This is a genomic window from Verrucomicrobiia bacterium (assembly GCA_019694135.1).
GTDB lineage: Bacteria > Verrucomicrobiota > Verrucomicrobiia > JADLBR01 > JAIBCM01 > JAIBCM01.
In genome coordinates, this window is record JAIBCM010000006.1 from 79,162 (window position 1) to 101,489 (window position 22,328).

21 protein-coding genes are annotated in these 22,328 nt (G+C 41.8%); 11 read left to right on the top strand and 10 right to left on the bottom strand.

The genetic code is table 11. From position 1 onward, the window contains the following. Nucleotides 1-55: 55 nt before the first annotated feature. The 3 genes from K1X66_09070 to K1X66_09080 are packed head-to-tail and all read left to right on the top strand — an operon-like array spanning nucleotide 56 to nucleotide 2,824. Nucleotides 56-916 carry a sulfurtransferase gene (locus tag K1X66_09070; protein MBX7158521.1) on the top strand — a complete coding sequence of 287 codons (861 nt, stop codon included), beginning with the start codon at nucleotides 56-58 and terminating at the stop codon, nucleotides 914-916. Nucleotides 917-935: 19 nt separating this feature from the next. Further along, nucleotides 936-1,433 (top strand): SufE family protein, encoded by a 498-nt coding sequence (locus tag K1X66_09075; GenBank protein ID MBX7158522.1) that lies wholly within the window; start codon nucleotides 936-938, stop codon nucleotides 1,431-1,433. 56 nt (nucleotides 1,434-1,489) lie between these two features. Then, nucleotides 1,490-2,824, top strand: coding sequence for an aminotransferase class III-fold pyridoxal phosphate-dependent enzyme (locus tag K1X66_09080; protein MBX7158523.1), 1,335 nt, complete (start codon nucleotides 1,490-1,492; stop codon nucleotides 2,822-2,824). A gap of 4 nt (nucleotides 2,825-2,828) precedes the next feature. On the opposite strand, the gene K1X66_09085 is transcribed toward K1X66_09080, so the two are convergent. Next, nucleotides 2,829-4,106, bottom strand: a complete 1,278-nt coding sequence (locus tag K1X66_09085; GenBank protein MBX7158524.1) for a glycosyltransferase — start codon at nucleotides 4,104-4,106, stop codon at nucleotides 2,829-2,831. 56 nt (nucleotides 4,107-4,162) lie between these two features. On the opposite strand from K1X66_09085, the gene K1X66_09090 reads away from it, so the two are divergent. After that, nucleotides 4,163-5,020 carry a DUF72 domain-containing protein gene (locus tag K1X66_09090; GenBank protein MBX7158525.1) on the top strand — a complete coding sequence of 286 codons (858 nt, stop codon included), beginning with the start codon at nucleotides 4,163-4,165 and terminating at the stop codon, nucleotides 5,018-5,020. 10 nt (nucleotides 5,021-5,030) lie between these two features. Here the strand turns inward: K1X66_09090 and K1X66_09095 are convergent, their stop codons facing one another. Continuing rightward, entirely contained in the window at nucleotides 5,031-5,993 is a 963-nt protein-coding gene (locus K1X66_09095) for a type II secretion system F family protein (protein ID MBX7158526.1), read from the bottom strand. 63 nt (nucleotides 5,994-6,056) lie between these two features. On the opposite strand from K1X66_09095, the gene K1X66_09100 reads away from it, so the two are divergent. Together K1X66_09100 and K1X66_09105 are read left to right on the top strand one after the other, a co-directional pair. Continuing rightward, on the top strand, nucleotides 6,057-6,497 hold the full coding sequence (locus tag K1X66_09100) for a DoxX family protein (protein ID MBX7158527.1): 441 nt from the start codon (nucleotides 6,057-6,059) through the stop codon (nucleotides 6,495-6,497). Between the two features lie 5 nt (nucleotides 6,498-6,502). Beyond that, nucleotides 6,503-8,245, top strand: a complete 1,743-nt coding sequence (locus K1X66_09105; protein MBX7158528.1) for a DHH family phosphoesterase — start codon at nucleotides 6,503-6,505, stop codon at nucleotides 8,243-8,245. Nucleotides 8,246-8,279: 34 nt separating this feature from the next. On the opposite strand, the gene K1X66_09110 is transcribed toward K1X66_09105, so the two are convergent. The 6 genes from K1X66_09110 to K1X66_09135 form a co-directional block, all read right to left on the bottom strand. Then, a complete protein-coding gene (locus K1X66_09110) occupies nucleotides 8,280-8,696 on the bottom strand; it encodes a hypothetical protein (protein ID MBX7158529.1) in 417 nt (138 codons plus the stop codon). After that, nucleotides 8,693-8,941 carry an AbrB/MazE/SpoVT family DNA-binding domain-containing protein gene (locus tag K1X66_09115; GenBank protein MBX7158530.1) on the bottom strand — a complete coding sequence of 83 codons (249 nt, stop codon included), beginning with the start codon at nucleotides 8,939-8,941 and terminating at the stop codon, nucleotides 8,693-8,695. The genes K1X66_09110 and K1X66_09115 overlap by 4 nt, the downstream gene beginning before the upstream one ends. 79 nt (nucleotides 8,942-9,020) lie before the next feature. Continuing rightward, nucleotides 9,021-10,181 (bottom strand): tetraacyldisaccharide 4'-kinase, encoded by a 1,161-nt coding sequence (lpxK, locus tag K1X66_09120; GenBank protein MBX7158531.1) that lies wholly within the window; start codon nucleotides 10,179-10,181, stop codon nucleotides 9,021-9,023. Between the two features lie 4 nt (nucleotides 10,182-10,185). Further along, the gene (murJ, locus tag K1X66_09125) at nucleotides 10,186-11,736 is read right to left on the bottom strand and encodes a murein biosynthesis integral membrane protein MurJ (protein MBX7158532.1); all 1,551 of its coding nucleotides are present in this window, start codon (nucleotides 11,734-11,736) and stop codon (nucleotides 10,186-10,188) included. Nucleotides 11,737-11,739: 3 nt separating this feature from the next. Beyond that, nucleotides 11,740-12,510, bottom strand: a complete 771-nt coding sequence (locus K1X66_09130) for a glycosyltransferase family 2 protein (protein ID MBX7158533.1) — start codon at nucleotides 12,508-12,510, stop codon at nucleotides 11,740-11,742. 5 nt (nucleotides 12,511-12,515) lie between these two features. Further along, nucleotides 12,516-13,220, bottom strand: coding sequence for a fumarylacetoacetate hydrolase family protein (locus tag K1X66_09135; protein MBX7158534.1), 705 nt, complete (start codon nucleotides 13,218-13,220; stop codon nucleotides 12,516-12,518). A gap of 151 nt (nucleotides 13,221-13,371) precedes the next feature. Here K1X66_09135 and mnmG point away from each other — a divergent pair, with 151 nt between their 5' ends. Then, nucleotides 13,372-15,240 carry a tRNA uridine-5-carboxymethylaminomethyl(34) synthesis enzyme MnmG gene (gene mnmG / locus K1X66_09140; protein MBX7158535.1) on the top strand — a complete coding sequence of 623 codons (1,869 nt, stop codon included), beginning with the start codon at nucleotides 13,372-13,374 and terminating at the stop codon, nucleotides 15,238-15,240. Nucleotides 15,241-15,512: 272 nt separating this feature from the next. On the opposite strand, the gene K1X66_09145 is transcribed toward mnmG, so the two are convergent. Both K1X66_09145 and K1X66_09150 read right to left on the bottom strand, forming a co-directional pair. Then, the gene (locus K1X66_09145; GenBank protein ID MBX7158536.1) at nucleotides 15,513-17,147 is read right to left on the bottom strand and encodes a hypothetical protein; all 1,635 of its coding nucleotides are present in this window, start codon (nucleotides 17,145-17,147) and stop codon (nucleotides 15,513-15,515) included. A 65-nt stretch (nucleotides 17,148-17,212) separates the two neighbouring features. Beyond that, the gene (locus tag K1X66_09150) at nucleotides 17,213-18,283 is read right to left on the bottom strand and encodes a hypothetical protein (GenBank protein MBX7158537.1); all 1,071 of its coding nucleotides are present in this window, start codon (nucleotides 18,281-18,283) and stop codon (nucleotides 17,213-17,215) included. 169 nt (nucleotides 18,284-18,452) lie between these two features. Here K1X66_09150 and K1X66_09155 point away from each other — a divergent pair, with 169 nt between their 5' ends. The 4 genes from K1X66_09155 to K1X66_09170 are packed head-to-tail and all read left to right on the top strand — an operon-like array spanning nucleotide 18,453 to nucleotide 22,265. Continuing rightward, complete coding sequence (locus K1X66_09155) at nucleotides 18,453-20,132, top strand: 4-alpha-glucanotransferase (GenBank protein MBX7158538.1); 1,680 nt, start codon at nucleotides 18,453-18,455, stop codon at nucleotides 20,130-20,132. 51 nt (nucleotides 20,133-20,183) lie between these two features. Continuing rightward, a complete protein-coding gene (locus K1X66_09160) occupies nucleotides 20,184-20,393 on the top strand; it encodes a type II toxin-antitoxin system VapB family antitoxin (protein MBX7158539.1) in 210 nt (69 codons plus the stop codon). Further along, entirely contained in the window at nucleotides 20,390-20,746 is a 357-nt protein-coding gene (locus tag K1X66_09165; GenBank protein ID MBX7158540.1) for a PIN domain-containing protein, read from the top strand. Before K1X66_09160 ends, K1X66_09165 begins: the two co-directional genes overlap by 4 nt. Before the next feature lie 4 nt (nucleotides 20,747-20,750). Further along, on the top strand, nucleotides 20,751-22,265 hold the full coding sequence (locus K1X66_09170) for a fused MFS/spermidine synthase (protein MBX7158541.1): 1,515 nt from the start codon (nucleotides 20,751-20,753) through the stop codon (nucleotides 22,263-22,265). The last annotated feature ends 63 nt before the right edge of the window (nucleotides 22,266-22,328 follow it).

Below are 22,328 nucleotides of genomic sequence, written 5' to 3' on the forward strand. Positions count from 1 at the left end.
ACTGTTAGCTTGAATTATATCGGCAATTGCTAAATTATTGAAGTCTATAAAAATTATGAATTATGTTCACCCTGAAGTTTTAGTGGATGCAGCTTGGATTGAAGCGCATCAAAACGATCCCAAAGTTCGAATTATTGAAAGCAATGAAGATATTTTGCTTTATGACACGGGCCATATTCCTGGTGCGGTCCATATTGATTGGCGGCGCGATCTTCAAGATCCGGTGATGCGCGATTATATTTCGCCAGGCGCCTTTGCAGAGTTGTGTCGCAAAAATGGTATTGCTCCGGACACAACGTGCGTTTTTTACGGGGATAAATCGAATTGGTGGGCTTGCTATGCTTTGTGGGCGTTTCGATTGTTTGGTCATGATAAGGTGAAAATTTTAAATGGCGGTCGCGATAAATGGATTGCAGAAAAGCGACCATTAACGCGTGAAAAACCGTCTTATCCTCCAACCCATTATCCGGCGCCTACTGAACGTAAAGATCATGAAATTCGCGCTTTTGCAAATGAGGCATTGGCACAAAGTCAGCAAAGAAAACCGCTCATTGACGTCAGATCGCCGGGAGAATTTATCGGAGAAATCACCCACATGCCGGAATATCCGCAAGAGGGTGTTTTACGTGGGGGACATATCCCGCATGCCTGCAGCGTGCCTTGGAAAACGGCAGTTAATGACGATGGCACGTTTAAATCGGCTGATGCGCTGCAAAAAATTTATACGGAAGGTTGTCAGATCAAACCGGATGAAGATATCATTGTTTATTGTCGAATTGGCGAACGTTCCAGCCACACTTGGTTTGTTCTGACCTATTTATTAGGTTACGAAAATGTTCGCAACTATGATGGTTCCTGGACGGAATGGGGAAATCAGGTGCGAGCGCCGATCGAACGCGGAGCGCGAACACCTTAAAACTGTTGAGCCGACTTTCATGAGATGTTCTGATATCCCTACCAACCCTGTTCCTTCGCATTATCCTTCAAAACTTCAACAGATTGTTGATTTCTTTGAAGGATTATCGGAAGAGGACAAACGCGAAAATCTCATTGTTTACAGCGATAGCGCGCGTCGTTGTGAACCGAAAGCGGATGAAACGTTCGATTTGGAAGACATTCGCAAAGACGAAGAGTGTACTGACACAGTAGGCGTTTTTTTGCGAGTTGATCCTGAAGGCAAAGCTCATTTTCGGCTTACTTTAGGTCCGCAGGTGCAAACGCTTACCAAAGCCATGACCGCTATTTTGTGTAAAGGTTTAGAAGACACCACACCGCAAGAGGTTTTGGCAGTTCCTAGCGATTTTGTGCCTCGTATCGTAGGTGGTGAGCTGGTTCGCGTGCGTAGCCAAACCACTTATTATATTTTGAGTCGAATGAAAGGCATTTGTAAGGTTTGGCTGGATCGACAGCGGCTAAAATCGGTCGATCAATAAAAAAAGATTGAAAGTATCAATCTTTTTCCTATGCATGTCCTGTAACAAAAAAATTTATGAAATCACTACCTCCTTTTTCACACCAACCAAAACCTTATCAAGGCCCTTCTGCTGAAGAAGTGCTGCGACTTCGCAAGGCGAATCTTTCTCCTTCGCTGATTACTTATTACAAAAATCCTCTCATGTTGGTGGAAGGGTCGATGCAATATTTGTTTGATGAAAAAGGAAAACGTTATCTGGATGCTTTGGGCGGAATTGTAACGGTGAGCGTAGGACATTGTCACCCCCATGTGTTGAAAGCGATTAATGAACAAAATGCCATACTTCAACATCTCACCACGATTTATTTGCATCCGAACAATGCGCTTTACGCTAAAGAACTTACGGATCGCATGCCGGGCAGTTTGAAAGTTTGCTATTTTGTGAACTCAGGTTCGGAAGCAAACGACTTGGCTTTGTTAATGGCGCGTATTTACACCGGTAATTATGACGTGATTGCTTTAAGAAATTCTTATCATGGTGGCGTGGCTTCCACTATGGCCATTACTTCTCACAGCACATGGAAATATAATTATCCGCACACGTTCGGTGTTCAATTTGCTCAAACACCCGACACTTATCGTGGTCCTTATGGTAAAGATGATGCAGATGCCGGAAAAAAATATGCGGCGGATGTGCAACAGTTGATTCAATTTGGAACTTCAGGTCGTGTGGCTGCGTTTATTGCAGAATCAATTCAAGGTGTGGGCGGTTTTGTTGTATTTCCTGACGGTTATTTAAAGGAAGCCTATCAACATATTCGCGCTGCGGGTGGGGTTTGTATTGCAGATGAAGTCCAAGCTGGTTTTGGTCGCACAGGCACTAAGTTTTGGGGCTTTGAAAATCAGGGGGTCATTCCTGATATTGTAACGATGGCTAAAGGCATTGGAAACGGTAGCGCTTTAGCAGCGGTGGTAACTACACCTGAAATTGCGCAAAAACTTACTGAACGCGTTCATTTTAATACCTTCGGCGGCAATCCTGTGGTTATGGCTGCAGGTCGCGCTGTACTGGAGGTGATTGATAAGGAGAAATTACAGGCAAACAGTTTGGAAATAGGCAATTATCTCATCAAAGGCTTGCAAGAGTTGCAAAAGAAACAAAATCTCATCGGAGATGTGCGTGGTAAGGGATTGATGTTGGCTTTAGATTTGGTGAAAGATCAAAAAGCTAAAACACCTGCTAAAGAAGAGGCCGCTCATGTCATGGAAAAATGTAAAGAGCTCGGCTTGCTTGTTGGTAAAGGAGGATTGAACGGCAACATTATTCGTATGGCACCACCGATGTGCATTACCAAAGATGACGCTGATTTCCTTATCGATGCGGTTGGAACTGCTATTGCGAGCGCTTAATTTTTTAAAGCTCATCAGGAAACACAGGAATTTTTGCGCGGGATTTTTTACCGCGCTTAATCCAGGAATCTTTTTCCCATGCTGTTTTAACTATATCACGATTTTGTAATGCTTCTTCGTGAGTAAGTTGTTTCCAAACCATTTTAGCGCGTCCAAGCGATCTTCCCCAAGCTAACCAGCGTGAAGCAATAATTTTTTGTAAAAATTTTCGAAAACTTCTTTCCTCATCAAGTTTTTCTCTAAGTTGAAAGAGTTCCGCGCGAGCGCGTTCTGATTTGTAAGCTTGATACACGTCGATTTCTTCACCTTTTTCATCTTGCGATTCGATGAGAAAGCGATTAGGCGGCTCAGAAAATTCTTTAAATTCTTCTGCTTTCATTTCATTGAGAAAATAAACAACATTTTCTGAAGAAACATCACGAAGGACGTGAGCCAGTAGACAGTAATAGAGTTCGGCTCGAAAATCAGAAAAATTGTAGCAAGCCGCTCGGAAATACTGTCCAAAAGCGTGACGCATCTCGGCGTTTCGACTCAAAACTGGGCTTAATTCTCGAAGCAAATCGATATTCATTTGCAACACTTCTTTCATGAGCTGTTCCGAAGAGGATTTAATGGTGTTTGAACTATGGGTGCGATAAGAAAGCAAAGGCTCGAATAAAACACCTAACTTATTTTCCAATACTGCAATAATAGCAAAAAAATAATCATGAACGAAACGGTAAGGGCGGAAAAAATGAGATTTAAAATAGTCCGATCGAGCCACGAGATTGCTAGTAGTTTTGACGAAATTGGCAACTCCAATCCATTCCGCATTTTCTAAATGATCTTCTTTAGGTAATTCCCAAATTTTTTGGATGCGTCGCACTCGGCTATCATTGTCAGAAACAGGATTGCCGCGTTCATCAACCAGTGTTACTTGGGTGCAAACCGCATCGTAAGAACGATTTTGTTCTAAAAAATCGACGCAACGCTCCAAGCGTTGCGGATGATAAAAATCGTCGGAATTCAAAATAGTGATGTAGTCAAAGCCCTTTATCAAAGCGAGGCCGCGATTTAAGGTGTTGTGAGCTCCGGCATTGTGTTGCGTGATCAATTCGATGCGAGGATCGGTTATTTTCTTTACCGCTTGGACGGAGTTATCCGTAGACCCATCATCAATAATGAGAATTTTTTCTGGGAGCAAAGTTTGTTTGAGTAAGGAATCAACGGCTTGTTCAATATAATCCTCATGATTATAAAGTGGAATAATAGCCGCAACGCGTTTCGTTTTAGGAGTTGCCATAAATGTTTATTTTATTAATTGACAAAATCGTAAAGGTAAAGATTTTTAACTATATTATGAGCTTTTCGGGACAGTTTTTAGGCACGAGCGCCTGGACGTATGAGGATTGGAAGGATGTTTTTTATCCCAAAAATTTAGCCCATCCCCACTGGCTTACTTTTTATTCTCGTTATTTTAATGCTGTCGAAATCGACTCTACTTTTTATCATGTGCCAACAGAAAATGTCGTACTCAATTGGCGCCAAAAAACGCCAGAAAATTTTCTTTTTTGCGCGAAAGCGCCGCGTCGTATTACCCATGAATTGCATTTAAAACAGGCGGAAGCAGAAATTGATTTTTTTCTACATGCTTTAGTGCCTTTAGGAAATAAATTAGGCATGATTTTATTTCAATTTCCCAGCTCTTTTAATAGCACTTCGAGCCGAGTATTTTTTGAGTTTATGAAAAATTTGCCCAAAGCATTTTCTTATGCTGTGGAATTTCGACATTTTTCTTGGAATGCACCCCGATTTGATGAGTGGCTGCGCGAACATGCCATCACACGTGTTTGGAATGATGTGGAAAAGCCAGGTGGTGCTGGCGCTTTTTTACATCGCGAACAAACGGCACCTGATATTTATGTTCGGTTGCTAGGCGATATTGCCAATAAATATGATGCTGCGGGTAAAGTAAAATATACTTACAATCATCTACAATGGTCTCGCGACACAGATTTGAATGCGTGGGTGGCTCGCTTACAATCGATAGAAAAAGCCAATCGCATTTTCATTTTTTCTGCTAACCATTATGAAGGTTTTGCTCCGGGAACCGTAAGTCGCTTGGCTGAAAAATTGGGTTATTCTCTTTCCCCGTTACCATCCATTTCACGGTTGGTTGATAAGAATAACACCCTTGTGCAAGAAGAATTTTGGTGAGAATTTAGTTTTATTCTAAGTTGTTAAGGGTATTATAATATCGACCGTAAAAAGCGATGATTTGCATGGCTACGTACATGACTACGATGAAATAAATGAGTCGTGGCAACCATCGGCTTAGACGTTTAACATTTCCTCGCCATTGTTGAGATAAATAATTTTCTACATAGTTTAAAGTTTCTAAAATTTTTCCTGAGGTTTCACCCGTAGCAAAAAAGGATTTTAAATAAGGTGAAAAAGTGAAAAGTGGTTGAAACGCTTCGGTGAGAGATTTTCCTTGCTTCACTTGTTCTATGACTGGTTCTGCCAATGCTTTTAAACTGGGATGATCCCCGGCTTGAAAGGCCAGAGAAATGGCGTCTCGCAATGGAATGGCAGCTTGAAGTTGTAAACGCAAAGTAAAAACAAAACGGTAAAGTGCGCCTGTAAAAGCTAAATTTCGCAAGCCTGGAACTTTAATGAAAAACGTTTGCAAAAGAGTTTTGCAATAACGAAAGAGAAGAAATAACAAAAAAATTAAGGCATAAAAAATGCCTAAACTGCCGATTAACTGATCAAAGAAACCCAAGGCGCCTTGCTCGGAATAACGAAGAGTAGCACTAACCAAAAAAGCAAAATGAATAAGAAAAAGAGGATAGATGTTGGCAACAAAAAAATCGTGCTCAGCTTCGGCGTACGCTAACCAAAAGTCGCTCAGTTGACGGCAAATTTCACTGAGTTGCCCCGCTTTTTCACCAGCTTCAAAGATAGCGATTTCGAAAGGATCAAACCAATTGGCTTGCTGCGCTAGTGCAAGATAAAATGCCTGGCCTTGTTCGAGATGCAACAAACATTCATTAGCAATTTTTCTTAATCGAGCTTTGGGCAAATGTTCTGCGAGCGATTCCAGCGCTATACGTAATCCGACCCCGCCAGCTAATAAATTACCCAGTTGATGATAAAACGAAGCCTTGTCGGATGCTCGTGACTTCATTTTATTACTATACTCTAAGGAAAAAACATTGGCCAACGCTAAAAATTTGCTTCAATGCTATTTATGAAAGAAACCACTTGTGAATGTCATAAAACGGTAGCGTTTATGTTGCTGCGATTATTTTTAGCAATGTTATTTATCGTTGCTTTTCTTGGGAAACTGAAAGGTGAAGGAAATGATTATGCTCTGGCAAATTTAGTTGGTTTTAGCAAGGGGTTAGTCGAGCAATTTGCACAAGCCACTTTTTTACCGCGCATTCTTTTAATTCCTTTTTGTTGGGCTTTGCCATGGTTAGAGGTTATTTTTGGCGTTGCATTGCTTTTAGGCATTAAAACGCGTTGTATGCTAATGTGTTTGGGATTTCTTATGCTTGCGTTGTGTTTTGGAATGATGCTTATGAAGCAACATGACACAGTAGCTAAGAATGCGTTTTATTTGTTTTTAATTGTTACAGCTCTTTACCTTTTGCCACATAATCGTTGTTGTCTTGTAAAAGATAAATAGGAGCCATGAAATTGGTTCACTTAGAGGTTAACGGTTCAAAACCTCGAGATTTATTAGAAGCGGTGTGTCGAGCGCGGGGCTGTGAAACGCTGGAAGAAATTGAGCAGTTTCTTCACGATTTACCTCTATTTTCCAATTCTATCGCTCAACTTTCCGATTATTCAAAAGCAGAAGAGCGACTTTTACGCGCTTTAAAAAATCAAGAACGCACAGTGATATTTGGCGATTATGATGCGGACGGAATAACGGCTTTGGTGCAGATGCATGATTTATTGAGGACTGCAAATCATGAGGCATTCGATTGGTTTATTCCCGATCGTATGGAAGATGATTATGGTTTAACCCAAGGCGCGGTGGAAAAGTGTTTGGCTGCTTTTAAGCCCCAGCTCATTATTACTGTGGATTGCGGCTCATCGTCACAAGCCGCCATTCGTTTTTTGCATGAGCACGGTGTGGATTGTATTGTGATTGATCATCATTTGGTTGAGTTCACTTTGGAAAAGCATCCTGCTTATGCACATCTTAATCCCAAGGCTTACGCATTGGAAAATTCAGCCATCGCTTTAACAGAATTAAGTGCAGCAGGATTGGTCTTTCTTTTTTGTGAAAAATTTGTTCAGAGCACGGGAATTCAAAACTGGAATCGTGATCGGGCTTTAATTTTAGCTGGCTTGGGAACAATTGTTGATGTTATGCCCTTGCGACGCATCAATCGAGCGCTGGCAAAACATTCACTCCAACGCGCTAATCAATCCGAAATTTTAGAAAAAATTCCTGGTTTGCTTGCTTTAAAACAAGTGGCCAATACGGATCGAGTTACCGTCCAAACTTATTCTTTTCAATGGGGACCTCGCTTGAATGCCACAGGCCGTTTAGAGGAGGCAAGTTGTTCGGTGCAACTTTTATTGGCAAAAAATATTAAGGAAGCGATGTCTTTGGCACAAAAATGTGATGATTACAATCGCGAGCGTCAAGCGATGCAAAGGAAAATGGAGTCGAGTGCATTTCAGCAAGCTCAAAGCCTCTTGGAAAAAAATCCCAATGACATTGTTTTATTATTAGCGGATAAAGAATGGCATCCCGGCGTAGTGGGTATTGTAGCATCACGCGTGAAAGAGCGTTGGGGGCGGCCCGCCATTTTATGTGGTTGGCATGAAAGTGCTGGCTATTGGAAAGGATCTGGGAGAAGTTTGGAGCCTTACGATTTGGGCGCAGGAATTAAACAAGCCGTGGAAGCGGGTTTGTTGCTAAAGGGTGGAGGTCATCGTGCCGCGGCTGGACTAACTTTAAAGGCGGAGCAGTTGGAAATTTTTCGTCGTTGGTTAAATGATAATTGCTTGCACGCTTTAAAAGATTTTCAGCTAGAGCATGAGATTTTAGCGAAAGTTGAGGGCTCTCTAACACCTAATGCTTTAGAGTTGGCACGGAAGTGGCACGCCCTTTTATCGCGCTTAGAGCCTTTTGGGATGGGTAACCCCCTTCCCCATCTTTTACTTTCTAGCGCTGAATTGCGATGGGGACCCGAACCCAAGCTTGCTCGCGAAACAAGAAAAGTCTGGGCTTATCGTGCCGGTTTTTCCTGGTCTGGTCAGGGGCTTTTATTTGTCGATTGGCCCGATCCAGAACGTGCCGCCAACGAATGGAAAAAGGGCGACTCTTATAATCTCGTGGTGCACGTTAACACTTATCAGAGCATGAATGAATTAGTTTATGGTTGGCGTGTGAAGGACTGTAGTAAAGCTGGATAAAATTTGTTTACCTGATCAGCTTGCAACTCGCGACTTAGATTTTTTCCTGTTGACGTTGTCGCAAAAGAAATTCTGCGGGTGTTAACAAGTGCATGTGATAGAGAGATTTTCCAAGGAGAGTCTGAAAGTCAGTCCGATCAAGTGTAAGAAAAAAATCTGCTTCAGCTGCTAGGGCAGAAAAAAGTGGGGGCTTGTCTTTACTTATCGGAAAAACAAGCGGTTTATCTAGTGTAAAAACATCATCAACAATCTCAAGGAAAGGTAAAATTTTTTCCTCCCAGGGAGAAATGTTTTTTAGCTTATTTAAGTTGCGTAAAACTTCTGCAAAACAATAATGCGAAGTAAGCAACTTCCATCCTTTTATTATGTGAACCTTAAATAGGAGATGAGAGCCTCCGCGCTCTGAACCCACCGCAGCAATAAGCACGCTTGTGTCCAGAAAAAGTTTCACGAGTCAGAAATAAGATCCGTTAAACCAAACTCTTTGACCTGAGCTTCGTCCTCCTTGATCCATTTTGCTAAAGTGGATTGTGGAAAATTCCTTACTGGAATCGCTGAGCAAGGCTTTAAAAAGAGTCCTCCTTCTTTTTGCTCAACAATAAATAAAGCGTTTGGCAAACGATCCAAACCCAGTTTACGACGAAATTCTGGTGGAATGGTAAGCGTGCCACGTTTAGAAAGAGGTATTACTGTCATACTGTAATGTAACATTGCCGCAGAATGCAATCAAGTTTATAAAGTTCAAAATTTATTGATCGGATGCTAACAAATTGGCCTATCCAATAATCCTATCCACCCACTTTTGAAAATTTTCTTGGCCGCCAATGACTCCGATTTCTACGCGCAAAAAATAAATGGGCACGTCAATCTCTTCTTCCAATAAAACAGGTAAGCGCACGGCATCTTTTTCTGTAGTGATGATGGCTTTGGCACGAAAGGAGCGACTGCGACGCATGACCGCTAGCACTTCCTGATGCGAAAAACGGTGATGATCGGCAAACTGCTTGCTGTAAATCAAATTCGCTCCCAACTGTTTCAAGAAACCTTCAAAACTTTGAGGCGCAGCAATGCCCGACATGGCTGTGATGCGCAGATCCTTAATAAATTCCAATGGTTTTCTTTCGCCCGTATGAATATTTTGATAATAGCGCGGTTCATGACGACACTCCACAATTGCCGCGTGACGATTGAAACGACGGATTTTTTCTTTTAGCTCTATATTTTCAGAAGATTCGCATTTAGTAATCAAAATCAAATCCGCTCGCCGCAAATGATCCGGAGGTTCTCTTAATGTGCCGCGGGGTAAAAGAAATTGATTTCCAAACGGCGCTTGACGATCAACTAGCACCACATCCCAACGCTGATTTTGCAAGGGGAAATATTGAAATCCATCATCTAAAATCAACGTGTCTACACCCCATCGCTTAATCGCATAACAAGCCCCCTTGACGCGATCTCGATCTACCACCACAGGCACTTCTTTTAAATTCGTTCCTAACATAAAAGGTTCATCACCTGCTCGGTTGGAATCCAATAAGAGCGAACGCCCATCGCTCACCACGCGGGGCGGCGCACTTTCTTTGGAAAAAAATTGCAACAATCGTCGTCCCACAGGAATAGGTTTCGATTTATAGCCACGACTTAACACCGCTACACGTCGCCCTTTTTCTTGCAGCATGCGCGCCAATTTTTCCACCACCGGCGTTTTGCCTGTGCCTCCCACCGTCAAATTTCCCACACTAATTACCAAACATCCTACAGGTTGACTTTTTAAAACTCGATCTTGATATAACTGCCAGCGCCAGCGCACCACTTGCTCATAAACCCGCGACAGACCCAATAAAACCCCACGCAAAATGGACGCGCGCTTTCCGTAGCGCCGTTCCAAAATCACATCAATCGCAAACTGCTCTAATCGATCTAAGACTTGTCGCATGAGATTATTTTTTCCAACGCTGTTTTAAGCCTGAGTAGATTTCTTCGATTTCTTCAATATGTAAGAGTTTAGCGAAAAAAATAAAACTAATCACTCCAAAACCGACTCCTCCTGCCACTCTGATAAAACTTCCCCAGTCATAAAAAAACTTTTGCGTTGCCCACACAATTGTGCCCATTCCCAATGAGGCAGCTATCGTCTTTAATAAAGTTGTCGCAAGTAATTTTCCTTCCAACCGTTTTAAGCGAGTGCGCATCGCGTAAGCTAGTTGCAAAAAATTAAGTAGCGCGACACTGGAGGTGGCTAAAGCCAAACCTGCATGACCCCAATGTAAAATTTTTACCGTTAAAAAATTAAGTCCCAAATTTAAAAAAATTCCAAAACCGCTTACTCTCACTGGAACTTTTGCATCGCCCAAAGCGTAAAACGCCGGAACAATGACTTTGATTGCGGCATAGCCCGCCAAACCTATTGTATAAGCTTGCAGCGCTAATGCCGTTTGTTGCGTGTCGTGAAAATGAAATTTTCCTCGTTGATAAAGTAAAGTAATTAACGATTCTGCAACAATTGCTAAGCCGACAGCTGCTGGAATGGTTAAAGCGAAAGTTAATCGCAACGATTTTGCTAGATTTTTTCGAAAACTGCTTTGATCGTTTGAAGCAGCATTTCTAGCCACTTGCGGCAAAGTGACGGTGGCGATCGCAACACCCAATAAGCCGATAGGAAATTGCATCAAGCGAAACGCGTATTCTAACCAGGAAATTGCACCTTCGCCGACTTCTGCTGCAAACCGCGTGTTAACTAGCACATTGATTTGCACCGCTGAAGCTCCAATCACTGCAGGACCTAGCAACCGCATCACCTCTAAAAAACGATTATCACGAAAATCCCATAACCAATGAAAACGAAACCCCATGCGCCATGCGGCTGGTACTTGCACTCCAAATTGTAATGCGCCGCCAATTAAAACTCCAAGCGCCATGCCTAAAATCGAGCGTGGACCAAACATGGGATCAATCGCATAAGCCAAACCCACACCTGCAACAATCGAACCTAAATTAAAAAAAATCGAAGCCGATGCTGGCAACCCGAAACGACCCTTGGCATTAAGTAGACCCATCATAACTGCCGCTGCAGAAACCAACATAATAAAAGGAAACATGATTCGCGTGAGACTGGTGGCGAGATGTTTTGTGTCAGAAGGCAAAGGACCGCCGATGAGCTCCACAATGGCCGGCGCGCAAGCAATTCCGATTAAGACGATCAAAAATAAAAAAACAAATTGTGCTGTGAATACTAAATTTGCTAGACGCCACCCTTTCTTGTCCCCTTCCTGCTCCAAAGTTTTCGTGAACGTTGCCACAAATGCGGTGGAAAGCGCCCCTTCAGCAAATAAATCTCGTAGTAAATTAGGAATTTTAAACGCGGCGCGAAATGCATCACTCGCCATGCCCGCGCCAAAAAAATGAGCAAACACCGATTCTCTTACCAAACCCAGTAAGCGCGATCCGAAAACCGCTACACTAATTTTTCCTGCTTTCAGAGCGGTAGACATGAATTATTTTTCTTTATGACGAAGCTCTTCCAAAAACAAATATTTTAATCGCACCATGCGAGCATTATGCCAAGCAATCACCCACCCCGCCCGACCATCCAAAAAACCGCCACGCAAAAGATAACCTCGCACCCAACGCCAAACGGCTCGCGCCCAACCCATCCCTTGCCCGCCTCGTTTTCCTGAGTGATAAGCTTCTTTTGCCCATGTGCGCGCATAGCTATCACTTTTCTTAAAAAACACACTGACATCCGGGTAAGGAAAATGTTTCAACGTATTTTGGCAATAATAAACCTTAAGTCCTTTGCCGGTTAAATAGGGATGAGGTTCTCGCCCTTGCCATTCTGTTTTACCGCGTGGTGCCAGACGCGCCACCCAGTCTCTTTTCCAATCCCCATGACGGATTTTTCTGCCTAAAAATTCGCTTTGTCTTTGCATGTGATAAAGTCGTTGCTCAGCTTGAGGCCGTTGTAATAAATCTGAAATTTCGCCATGAAGTGCTTCGCTTACTCGTTCATCTGCATCCAAAAAAAAGACAAACGGTTTGCTTGCTAGCAACTCAGCCTCCCTTCTTTGCTGTGCGAATCCTTTCCAAGGTTTAACTGTCCACTTCGCTCCAAAACTTTCCGCAATGGCCTGTGTGCCATCTGTGCTGCCTGAATCGACAACTATCATTTCTCCACATCCTTTGACACTTGCTAAACAGTCTGAAAGATTTTTTTCTTCGTTCAAAGTAATCACGCACAGGCTAATTTGTGACCAGGAATCCTGCATAAGTTTTAAGCTGATCCTCTCATGCCGACATTGGTAGCTAAATTGCGCAGCGAATGGATGATGACTTCCACATGATCGCCAGGTTTTAGTGTCGGTGCATTTTCAGACAAAGTTAAGGCCAAGATATCACCAGGCCACAAAGTCATAGCATCGGAAACTTCTGCCAGCCAATCGGGCACAATTTTTAAAAGTGCGGCAAGTTCTGTTTGTTGTTTGAGTTCGCCATTGTGCCATAATTCCATTTTTCCCTCTTGAGCGATTTCGGTTTTAATCGTAGGGCCGATTGGCATGAATGTGTCGTAGGAGTGTGCTTGAGTTGGTGGAAAATGATTATCACTGACACTTTGTAATGCTGTGTAACCCAAGATGTAATTTGAACTGTCTGTTGCTTTTATTCGTCGCGCCATTTTTCCTATTACGATTCCCAGGCCGGCTTCACAATGATTAGGATGATCAGGAAAAGGAATAGAAATCATATTGCGATGAGGCAGTAAAGCGCTGGGCGCTCGCAAAAAACCTTCTTTATTTTTTCTGACAAGAATTTTGCTCGGTTCGCAGGGTGACAGAATAACAAGTTCGTTCCAGGATTCGGTCAATGATGTTGTCTTAAAATTTTCCCAAGGTGAATTTTGCAACTCACTAACCTGTTCTTTTTCTACTAGGCCATAAAACTTTTTTTGACCTAATTTGAATCGACCCAATTCTTGCATGATTCCAATTTGCTTTTTCTAAAAAAATTGAGAAGCTTTATTTGTTACCGCGGAGGACGCGGAGATCGCAGAGTTAAAAGTAAGATGGATTATAAAAGATCCTCATTTTCCCTCCGCGCCCTCGGCGACCTCTGTGGTTTAATAGAAGATTATGTTTACTTATCCAAAAGAGTTTGATGTGGCTGTAGTGGGCGCGGGTCATGCGGGTATTGAAGCCGCATTGGCTTCGGCACGCATGGGGGCGAGCACTTTGCTTTTGACGATGAATTTGGATTCGATTGGGCAAATGTCGTGCAATCCGGCGATTGGTGGTTTGGGTAAGGGTCACATGGTAAGAGAGATTGATGCTTTAGGAGGAGCGATGGGTTTAAACACTGATGCGACGGGTATACAGTTTCGCATGCTAAATACGAAAAAAGGTCCATCGGTTCAAGCACCTCGTGCTCAATGTGATAAGAAGGCTTATCAATTCCGAATGAAATTCATTTGCGAAAATCAAGTCAATTTAGACTTGCAGCAAGGCACAATTTCAGAAATTTTAGTTTTTAACGATAAAGTTATCGGATTAGAGACTAATTTAGGAGTTAAATATTTAGCTAAAAAGATTATTGTTACAACTGGGACATTTCTTAAGGGTTTAATGCATGTGGGAATGAAGAAGCAGGATGGTGGTAGAATGGGGGAAGGTTCAAGTAGTTTATCTATATCGTTAAAGAAATTGGGTTTTGACATTAAACGTTTTAAAACTGGGACACCACCTAGATTAAATGCCAGATCCATCGATTTTAAAAGACTTGAGATTCAACATGGTGATGAGCCGCCACCCTGCTTTAGTTTTATTTCGGACACGTTAGAAGAGAAAAAAAGCGAATTATTTACATTGAATGGTCATCGGGAAGGTTTGTTCCACGTGGAACAAATCCCTTGTTGGATTACTTATTCCAATGATAAGACGGCCGATATTATTCGAGCCAATCTCGATAAATCACCCATGTTCGTTGGTAAAATCGAAGGGGTTGGTCCGCGTTATTGTCCTTCATTTGAGGATAAAATTTTTCGATTTGCTGATAAGGAGCGTCATCAAATTTTTTTGGAGCCAGAGGGACGCCACACGCATGAGGTTTATGTGAATGGGTGTTCGACTAGTTTGCCTTATGAAGTGCAAATGGCGTTTATTCGAACGATTCTCGGGCTTGAGAAGGCTGAAATTATTCGTCCCGGTTATGCGGTGGAGTATGATTTTTGTCCGCCAACGCAGCTAAATCCGACTTTGGAGACGAAACGAGTCGAAGGTCTTTATTTTGCCGGTCAGCTTAATGGCACATCGGGCTATGAGGAGGCGGCTGCTCAAGGTCTCGTAGCTGGTGTTAATGCCGCGGCAAGTTTGGCTGGTAAAGAGCCATTTGTTTTAAGTCGTGATCAAGCTTATATCGGGGTGATGATTGATGATTTGATTACGAAGGAGATTAGCGAGCCTTATCGCATGTTTACGTCACGTGCCGAGTTTCGATTGTTGTTGCGTCAGGATAATGCGTCGCAGAGGTTGACGGCAAAAGCGCGGGATTATGGGTTGGTGGATAATTTGCGGTGGGATCGGTTTCAGTGGGATGAGCAAAAGCGTCAGAAGTTAACGGAGACGCTACAGGTAAATCGTAAAGAGGGAAAATCTTTAGCAGATTGGTTGCGACGAACGGATTTTAGTTATGAAGATCTTCCCGAGGCCCTAAAGAGTGGTTATTCTAAATTGCTTCTTTGGCAAACCGAGATTGAAATTAAGTATGAGGGTTATATTCAAAGGCAAAATGCTGAGGTGGAACGGTTGCAGCGTGCGGAGGGAGCAAAGTTGCCGGAGGGTTTGGATTACTCGCAAATTCCAGGATTGAAAACCGAGGCAAGAATGAAGTTGGATGCGATTCGGCCTCAAACTTTGGGACAAGCTTCACGCATTGCGGGTATTAACCCGAGTGATGTGGCTATTTTATCGGTTTGGTTGAAAAAAGCCGCATACGAAAAAAATTAATTTGGCCTGATCTGAGGTTAATTGAAAATTTGCTATAAACCATAAAAAACTTAGAAATCCAATTTAAAAAAGCAGCCCCAGTTTTTGATAGGAGTAAAATAGATGATAAAAATTCTTATCCAATTAGTAATTAAATAGATATGAAATTTTTGTAACCTCACAAAAGATGAATTCAATCTAATTCGAGATGTGTTAAAAAATCAGAAGTATATTTTCTCTAGAGATCAAGTCAAATGACCAAGGCGGTATTTAATCCGACAATGGATCGCTTACTAAGGTGTTAAGGCAGGAGTTGTTTTTTGAGACTGAGTTTCTGCCGGCGGGGTTGTCATGAGCGAGGATTTTTTGGCGGTGTTGGCGAGTTCTGGGGTCAGGCCGTGTATGGTCAATTCGTCAGTATTGGTTTTTTTAAATTGGGGTTCAACTAGAATTCGCATTGTTGATTCCAAAGTTTCTCTAGGATTATCCAGAGTCATTTTCCCATTTTCGTTGTCAATGAAAAAAGTATTAGTAGCGACAGGGAGTTTAGGTGGATAGGGCTTCTCATTATAGTAGGTTCTATGATTTTCTGCTCCTACAATCATTCTGAGGTGAGTAGGGCGCCCCAAAGTATCTTTGGGCGAAGGGTGTTGATTGTCAGCTATTGCTGCTGTCATTTCCGAATCCACAAAAGTCTGGCTTCCTCCTTCATAAACCAAAGATTTGTTAACCAAAAACGGTCCGTTAATTTTGACTTGTACTTCAGCTAATGCCATTTCTTTTTTTAAATAGTGGGCATTAAAGAGGGCTTGTCTTTCTTTTAGAGTATTTTCTTGAGACGCGTTATTGTTGTTGATGTCGTCATCAACAACAACAAAGACATCCAGTTCAAGCACTTTTTCCACAGGCACTTTACCTAAGGGTGCTGTGATGGTTTTTGATTCAGAAATGGTTACGCCATTTTCCACTCGAGTTGATGGAATATGACTGGTGTAAGTGACACTTATTTCACTGCCAGGCTCTGCCGCTAATTGTCTGCCGTTAGCATGATTATAGTTAGTTAAGAGCAACAAATCGGAACGATAAGTTCCTGGCGGTACGTTGGGATTGTTTTCTTCAAGATGAAGAGTGATCTGATGTTTTTCTGTGGCGCCTGTTTCGGGATGAGTAATATTGAGATCAACTGTGATGGCTTTGGCTTGAGAGCCTGGGTTATAAAGAGAGGGATCGGTTATTTGGACGTAAAAAGCGCGATTTGAGGTGTCGATTTTCAATTCAGTTTTAGTTGGGTCTGCGGTAACATTTTCCGGACCGGGAGTGCGTGAAAATTTATCGATATTTTCTTGTTTTTGAGGGTATAATGCTATGGCTTGATGATTATTAAGCTGGCGAAGCCGCACACCTTCTTCGGTGTAAATTTTATCTGGATTTCTGACATCAATAAAAAAGGAGTCTTTTTTTTCGTATATTACACCATTAATTTCAAAAAATTGATTATTTGCAGTTTTCTTTTTCGAAAAATCCAATTTCGATTTACTGGAATCGGGATAATATAGATTGTTATGGAAGCGGATGATTTGGCTTTGCTCCACTAATCGGTAATTATTTTTATCGTAACTATTGCCATTGCTAGGATCCACATACATTTTCCCATCGTAGTGTCGTTCAGCTAAAGGAATTCTGTCACGAGGTTGCATTTGGCTGGCATCGTAGTCGATGTAGTAAAGTTTATGGCCAAAAATATAAACCGCATCATGTCGTTGTGAGCCATCAAAGGAAAATTTTCCTCCAATTTGAAGTTTGTCAACGTGATTGTATTCTCTATCGAGTAAAGTGAATTTTGGATCTCTTCCTTTTGCCAAAACTTGTTTTAAATAATTTTCTACAACAAGGTCAGGCTGTTCCGCATCGTGTTTTTTCTTCAACATACCTTTAGCAATTAAAAAGGACTAAGACAGGTTGTCAACTTTGAAGTATAAAATATGATTGAAATTTAGGGTTTCTGAGTGGCACTAAACTGGTAATGGATTTGATCCGGGTCGCGTCCGATTTTCCCAGCGAGCTTGCCTTCTTCGATGCCCAGCCAAAAACTGTAACCGTGCACCACATAAAAACTAAAAGATTCTTTGCGATCGCGATAAGAGCCATGTGAAGGATCGGTTCGAAGGACCAAAGGGTAAGTGACGTAAAGTTTTCGCTCCGGATCATTTTCTGGTGTCACCATATCATTGACATAATGTGAACTGATGCTGCCGCGCAAAGAAACCCATTCTTTATCATCTTCTGGATTCGATGCGGTGGCCGTCACTAAAGAGCCATCCTCTCGAACCTCATTAAAAGTGATGCGAATTTTTTGAGGCGATTTCGAACTATTGCTTGGGTAGATCGTGCCTTCATAAATAGTCCCTGTTTTTACGTATGGCATAGTAGATTTTAAGTGAGTTTGTAACCTTTTTTCTTTGTCATGAGCGATATTTGCGAGTCGTTCAAACGCTGCTTTTGCTTCGGGTGTGCCTTCGATGACATAATCTTTTCGAGGAAAAGTGGAAAGTGGTACGCCCACGATTTTGTTACTATCTTCGAAACCTTCACATTCAACCAACCAACGATCCACATATTTTTCGGCATGGCATCTTCCGAAAACCTCCTTTTCCTGGCCTTGCGATGCCATGGGCGACAAAAATCTTAGGGGTGTGCCATCAACCGATTTAAGGGATGCACCGTAACCGGGAATTTTATATTTTTCATATTCTGCTCGAAGATCTCCTAACACATAAAGATCTTCTTTCGCAATTAAACGGCCTTTAAAATTGATTTGATAGGAATTATTGCCGCGGGAAGTAATGTCAAACTGGTCCAATTTAAATTCATAAAATTCAAATATTTTAGCTTGAACCGCTTTTTGAACTTCAACATCAGAAGGTTTTTCTGATGAGTGAGAAATTGAAGAGATTGCTTCCGTAGCGCCATTTTTTCTTGAAAAATCTTTACCGAAATAAGAACCTAAAATAAAGCCAACAGCGAGACCAAGCAAAGTTAGTAAAACTGTAGTTGTAAGTTTCATAAAAATAACAATTAAACCCATTCCTATAAAAATTAAACTTAAAAATTGTAAAATTAATGTAAAACGTTTAACTTTAACGTTAAAATTAATTAAATCTGAAATATTTTTTGTTTTTTTTCTTAACCTTTGACTCTTTGCTAATCCTGTATAATAAGAATTACATTCATTTATGGATTTTTCTTTTTCACAACGACGTGCCGGCATTTTAGTTCCTTCTTTTGCTATTGCTCATGAAAAAGATCTGGGCATTGGAGACACCGAAGGAGTGCACCAAATGATCGATTGGTGTACTAAAAATAAAATTTCTGTTCTGCAGCTTTTGCCCATCAACGAAACCGGCGAAGATAATAGCCCCTATAATACGATTAGTTCTCGAGCGCTTTGTCCCACTACCTTATTTTTTTCGCCAACGAAAGTTCCCGGTTTATCGCGCGCTATTTATAGCCAAATCGTTACTTCCGATATCTTAAACTCGATTCGTTCCGGTCCAGTCAATTATCCCAAAGTGAAAGCGTTAAAACGTCATCTACTTTGGGAAGCGTTTCAAAAATTTCGAAAAAAATCGTTGTTAGATGAATTTACTGAGGAAAATAAAAGTTGGTTGGAAAATTATTGTCTCTTTCGGTTGGCAATGGAACTCAACGGGAATTCGATTGTGTGGGAGAAATGGCCCGCTCCTTTTTCCACACCCGAATGCATGAAAGAAAAAATAGCAACTAGCGCTGAGAAAAAAGAGTGGGAGAAAAAAATGCAGTTTTATGCCTACGTGCAATGGGTTGCCGATTTGCAATGGAAAGAAGTCAAGGCTCATGCGGAAGAACAAAAAGTTTATCTCATGGGCGACATGCCCTTTGGAGTCAGCCGTTACAGTGCAGATGTGTGGGGTAGTCGCGAAATTTTTAATTTGGATTGGTCCGGTGGCGCTCCAGCAGAAGTTTCTTTTCAACCCGATTCTTTCACGGCTCGCTGGGGGCAAAACTGGGGTATTCCCATTTATCGTTGGGATATTCTCAAAGAACAAGGTTATCGTTGGTGGCATGATCGTGTGAAAGGCATTGGCCAACATTTTCACCTGTGTCGCCTTGATCATGTTCTGGGATTTTATCGCATCTATGCTTTCCCATGGTTACCCGAGAAAAATGATGAATTTCTTCACCTTTCCGAACACGAAGTTTGGGAAAAAATAGGTAATCTCCCGCATTTTATTCCTGGACCGGATTCTGATCCGCATTGGCACTACTGGAATCGCGTCAATGGAGAAACTATTCTTAAGGAATTGCAACACGCCGCAGGAAACATGGGCTTGGTGGCTGAAGATTTGGGCACCGTTCCCGATTACGTGCCGCAATCCTTGGAAAGTTTAGGTATTCCCGGTATGAAATTGCCTTATTTCCATCGCAAACCGGATAACACTTACTTGGATGGAAGCGATTACCCTTTTCTTTCGGTGGCAACACTTGGTACGCATGACAATTATCCCATCGCAGCCCAATGGGATGTCTGGACTGAACATCGCCAACAAGGCTTAGACGCTGCACGTTGGGAGCAAACCTGTTTGTTAAAATGGGTGGGTCTGCCCGAAACACCGATCCCGGATGAACTCACTCCTGACTTGCACGCAGCGATTTGTCGGACGCTCTTTCGTTCCAACTCTTGGCTTGCTTGCTTACAAATTTCCGATTGGTTTGCCACCAAACAACGCTTCAACGTTCCCGGTTTGGCATTAGCGGGTAACTGGTCCGAACGCCTGCCCCTTACTGTCAAACGTCTCAGCACCAACGCTCATTACGCGGCTCTCACCGAACGTCTTCGCGTCCACCTGACTGCTTCGAATCGAGGAGGGGAGTAAATTTAAAACAAATAAATTGATGATGCATATAAAACATGCATATTTATATGCATGAGGACGACTTTAAATTTGGATAATGCTTTAATCGAAGAAGCGCAAAGCCTTACGGGTATAAAGGAAAAAACCGCTTTAATTCATCAAGGGCTTAATAGTTTAATTCAACAGGAATCGGCCCGTAGACTTGCAATGATGGGCGGAACCGATCGCAAAGCAAAAGCGGGCAGACGTAGACGATATCATTTCGTTAAACGTGGCGCATGAAACGCATGCTTGTCGACACCAGCATCTGGATTGACCATTTGCATCGTAAAAATGATCAACTCGTGGAATGGTTAGAAGCCGATTTGGTTGTAACCCATGAGCATGTCATAGGTGAATTAGCCTGTGGCCGTTTTAAACAACGCAAAACATTTTTAGAAAACCTTTCCCGCCTTTCCCGTTTATCCAGTGCGCGCTGGCCAGAGCTCATTGCCTTTATCGAAAATCATCAACTTTATGGTCTTGGATTATCTTGGACTGATATTCATCTGTTGGCAGCGGCTTTATTGGCCGACGCCGAATTATGGACGAAGGATAAGGTTTTGATGAGGGCGGCTCATAAACTTAGAAAATAAATATATGGAAAATAATTTGGTGGTTTCAAATAGGAAATTTGTGCTCGAGATAGTTGTATTCGTCTGCGGAGCAGTCGTGATGATTTTTGAATTGATTGGGTCGCGTGTTATTGCTCCTTATGTGGGTACTTCCATTTATGCCTGGACTAGTTTGATTGGGATAATCCTTTTAAGTTTGAGTGTTGGGTGCTATGCTGGTGGCCGATTGGCAGATAAGAGACCGAGCACTAGGCCGATGGCTTTGATTATTATTTTTTCTGCTCAAGCAATAGCTTTTTCGGCTTTTACTAAAGATGTTTTTTCAGGAATTATTTCGACTTTCCCGATTATTCTAGAGATTAAATGTATTATAATTTCATTAGTACTCTTTGCACCAGCCAGTTTTCTTTTGGGCATGATTTCTCCCTATGCGGTAAGGCTTAAAATGAGCGACATTACCAGATCTGGAAGAACAGCTGGTAATCTTTACGCTATATCTACAGCTGGCAGTATTTTCGGCACCTTTTTAGCCGGTTTTTATATTATTCCTAATTTCGGTTCAACCAATTCATTGATTATTCTTTCTTTTGTTCTTTTGTCTATGACCGTTTTTTTACTTTTGGGCACCGAAATAGTGAAATCGATTAAAGTAGAGGTTTTTATTTTAATTGTTTTGTGGGGATTAACTTGGATGTTCCCTTTCTTAAAACAAAAAATAATCGTAGCTGATGTTGATACAGCCTATAATCGTATTTTAGTTTTACGCAAAACTGATCCTGCAACAAAAAGACCAATATTAGCTCTTGTAACTGACCCCTATGGTACGCAAGCGGCTATGTTTACTGACGGTACTGATGATTTGGTTTTTGGTTACACCAAACTTTATAGACTATTTGCACATTTCGTGCCTAACCCCGCTCATGTTCTAATGATTGGCGGTTGCGCCTATACGTACCCCCGTGATTTTATTAAAAACTATCCAGACGCAAAAATGGACGTGGTTGAAATTGATCCTGGCATGACTGATATTGCCCGAAAGTATTTCGGTTTGAATGACGAAAAGAATCTCACTATTTATCATGAAGATGCGCGTATTTATTTGAACGAAACCCAAAAGAAATACGATGTCATTTTTTGCGATGCATTTAATTCTGCATCGGCAATTCCTTTTCAGTTAACGACAAAAGAAGCCGTGGCCAAAAAATACAATGCGCTTAATGACGGTGGAATAATTATGGTTAATATTATTTCAGTTATCGAGGGCGAGAAAGGGAAATTTGCTAGAGCGGAATATGCCACGTATAAAGAAATTTTTCCGCAAGTTTTTTTATTTACAGTTCCAAATATGAAGAAAGTCAATAAAACTCAAAATATTATGCTCGTAGCCTTGAAGTCAGAAAAGGTTTTTAAATGGGAAAGCCCCGATAAGGAAATCGAAAATTTTTTGTCTCATGTATGGAAGAAGCAGATAATCGATGATATGCCTGTATTGACGGACGATTTTGCTCCGGTTGAATACTATAAGCGTGTTTCGTTATAGAGTTTTAGATAAGACTTCTGATTTGTTCGCTTCCTCCTCAGACTCTTCCTACTATGCTTCAGA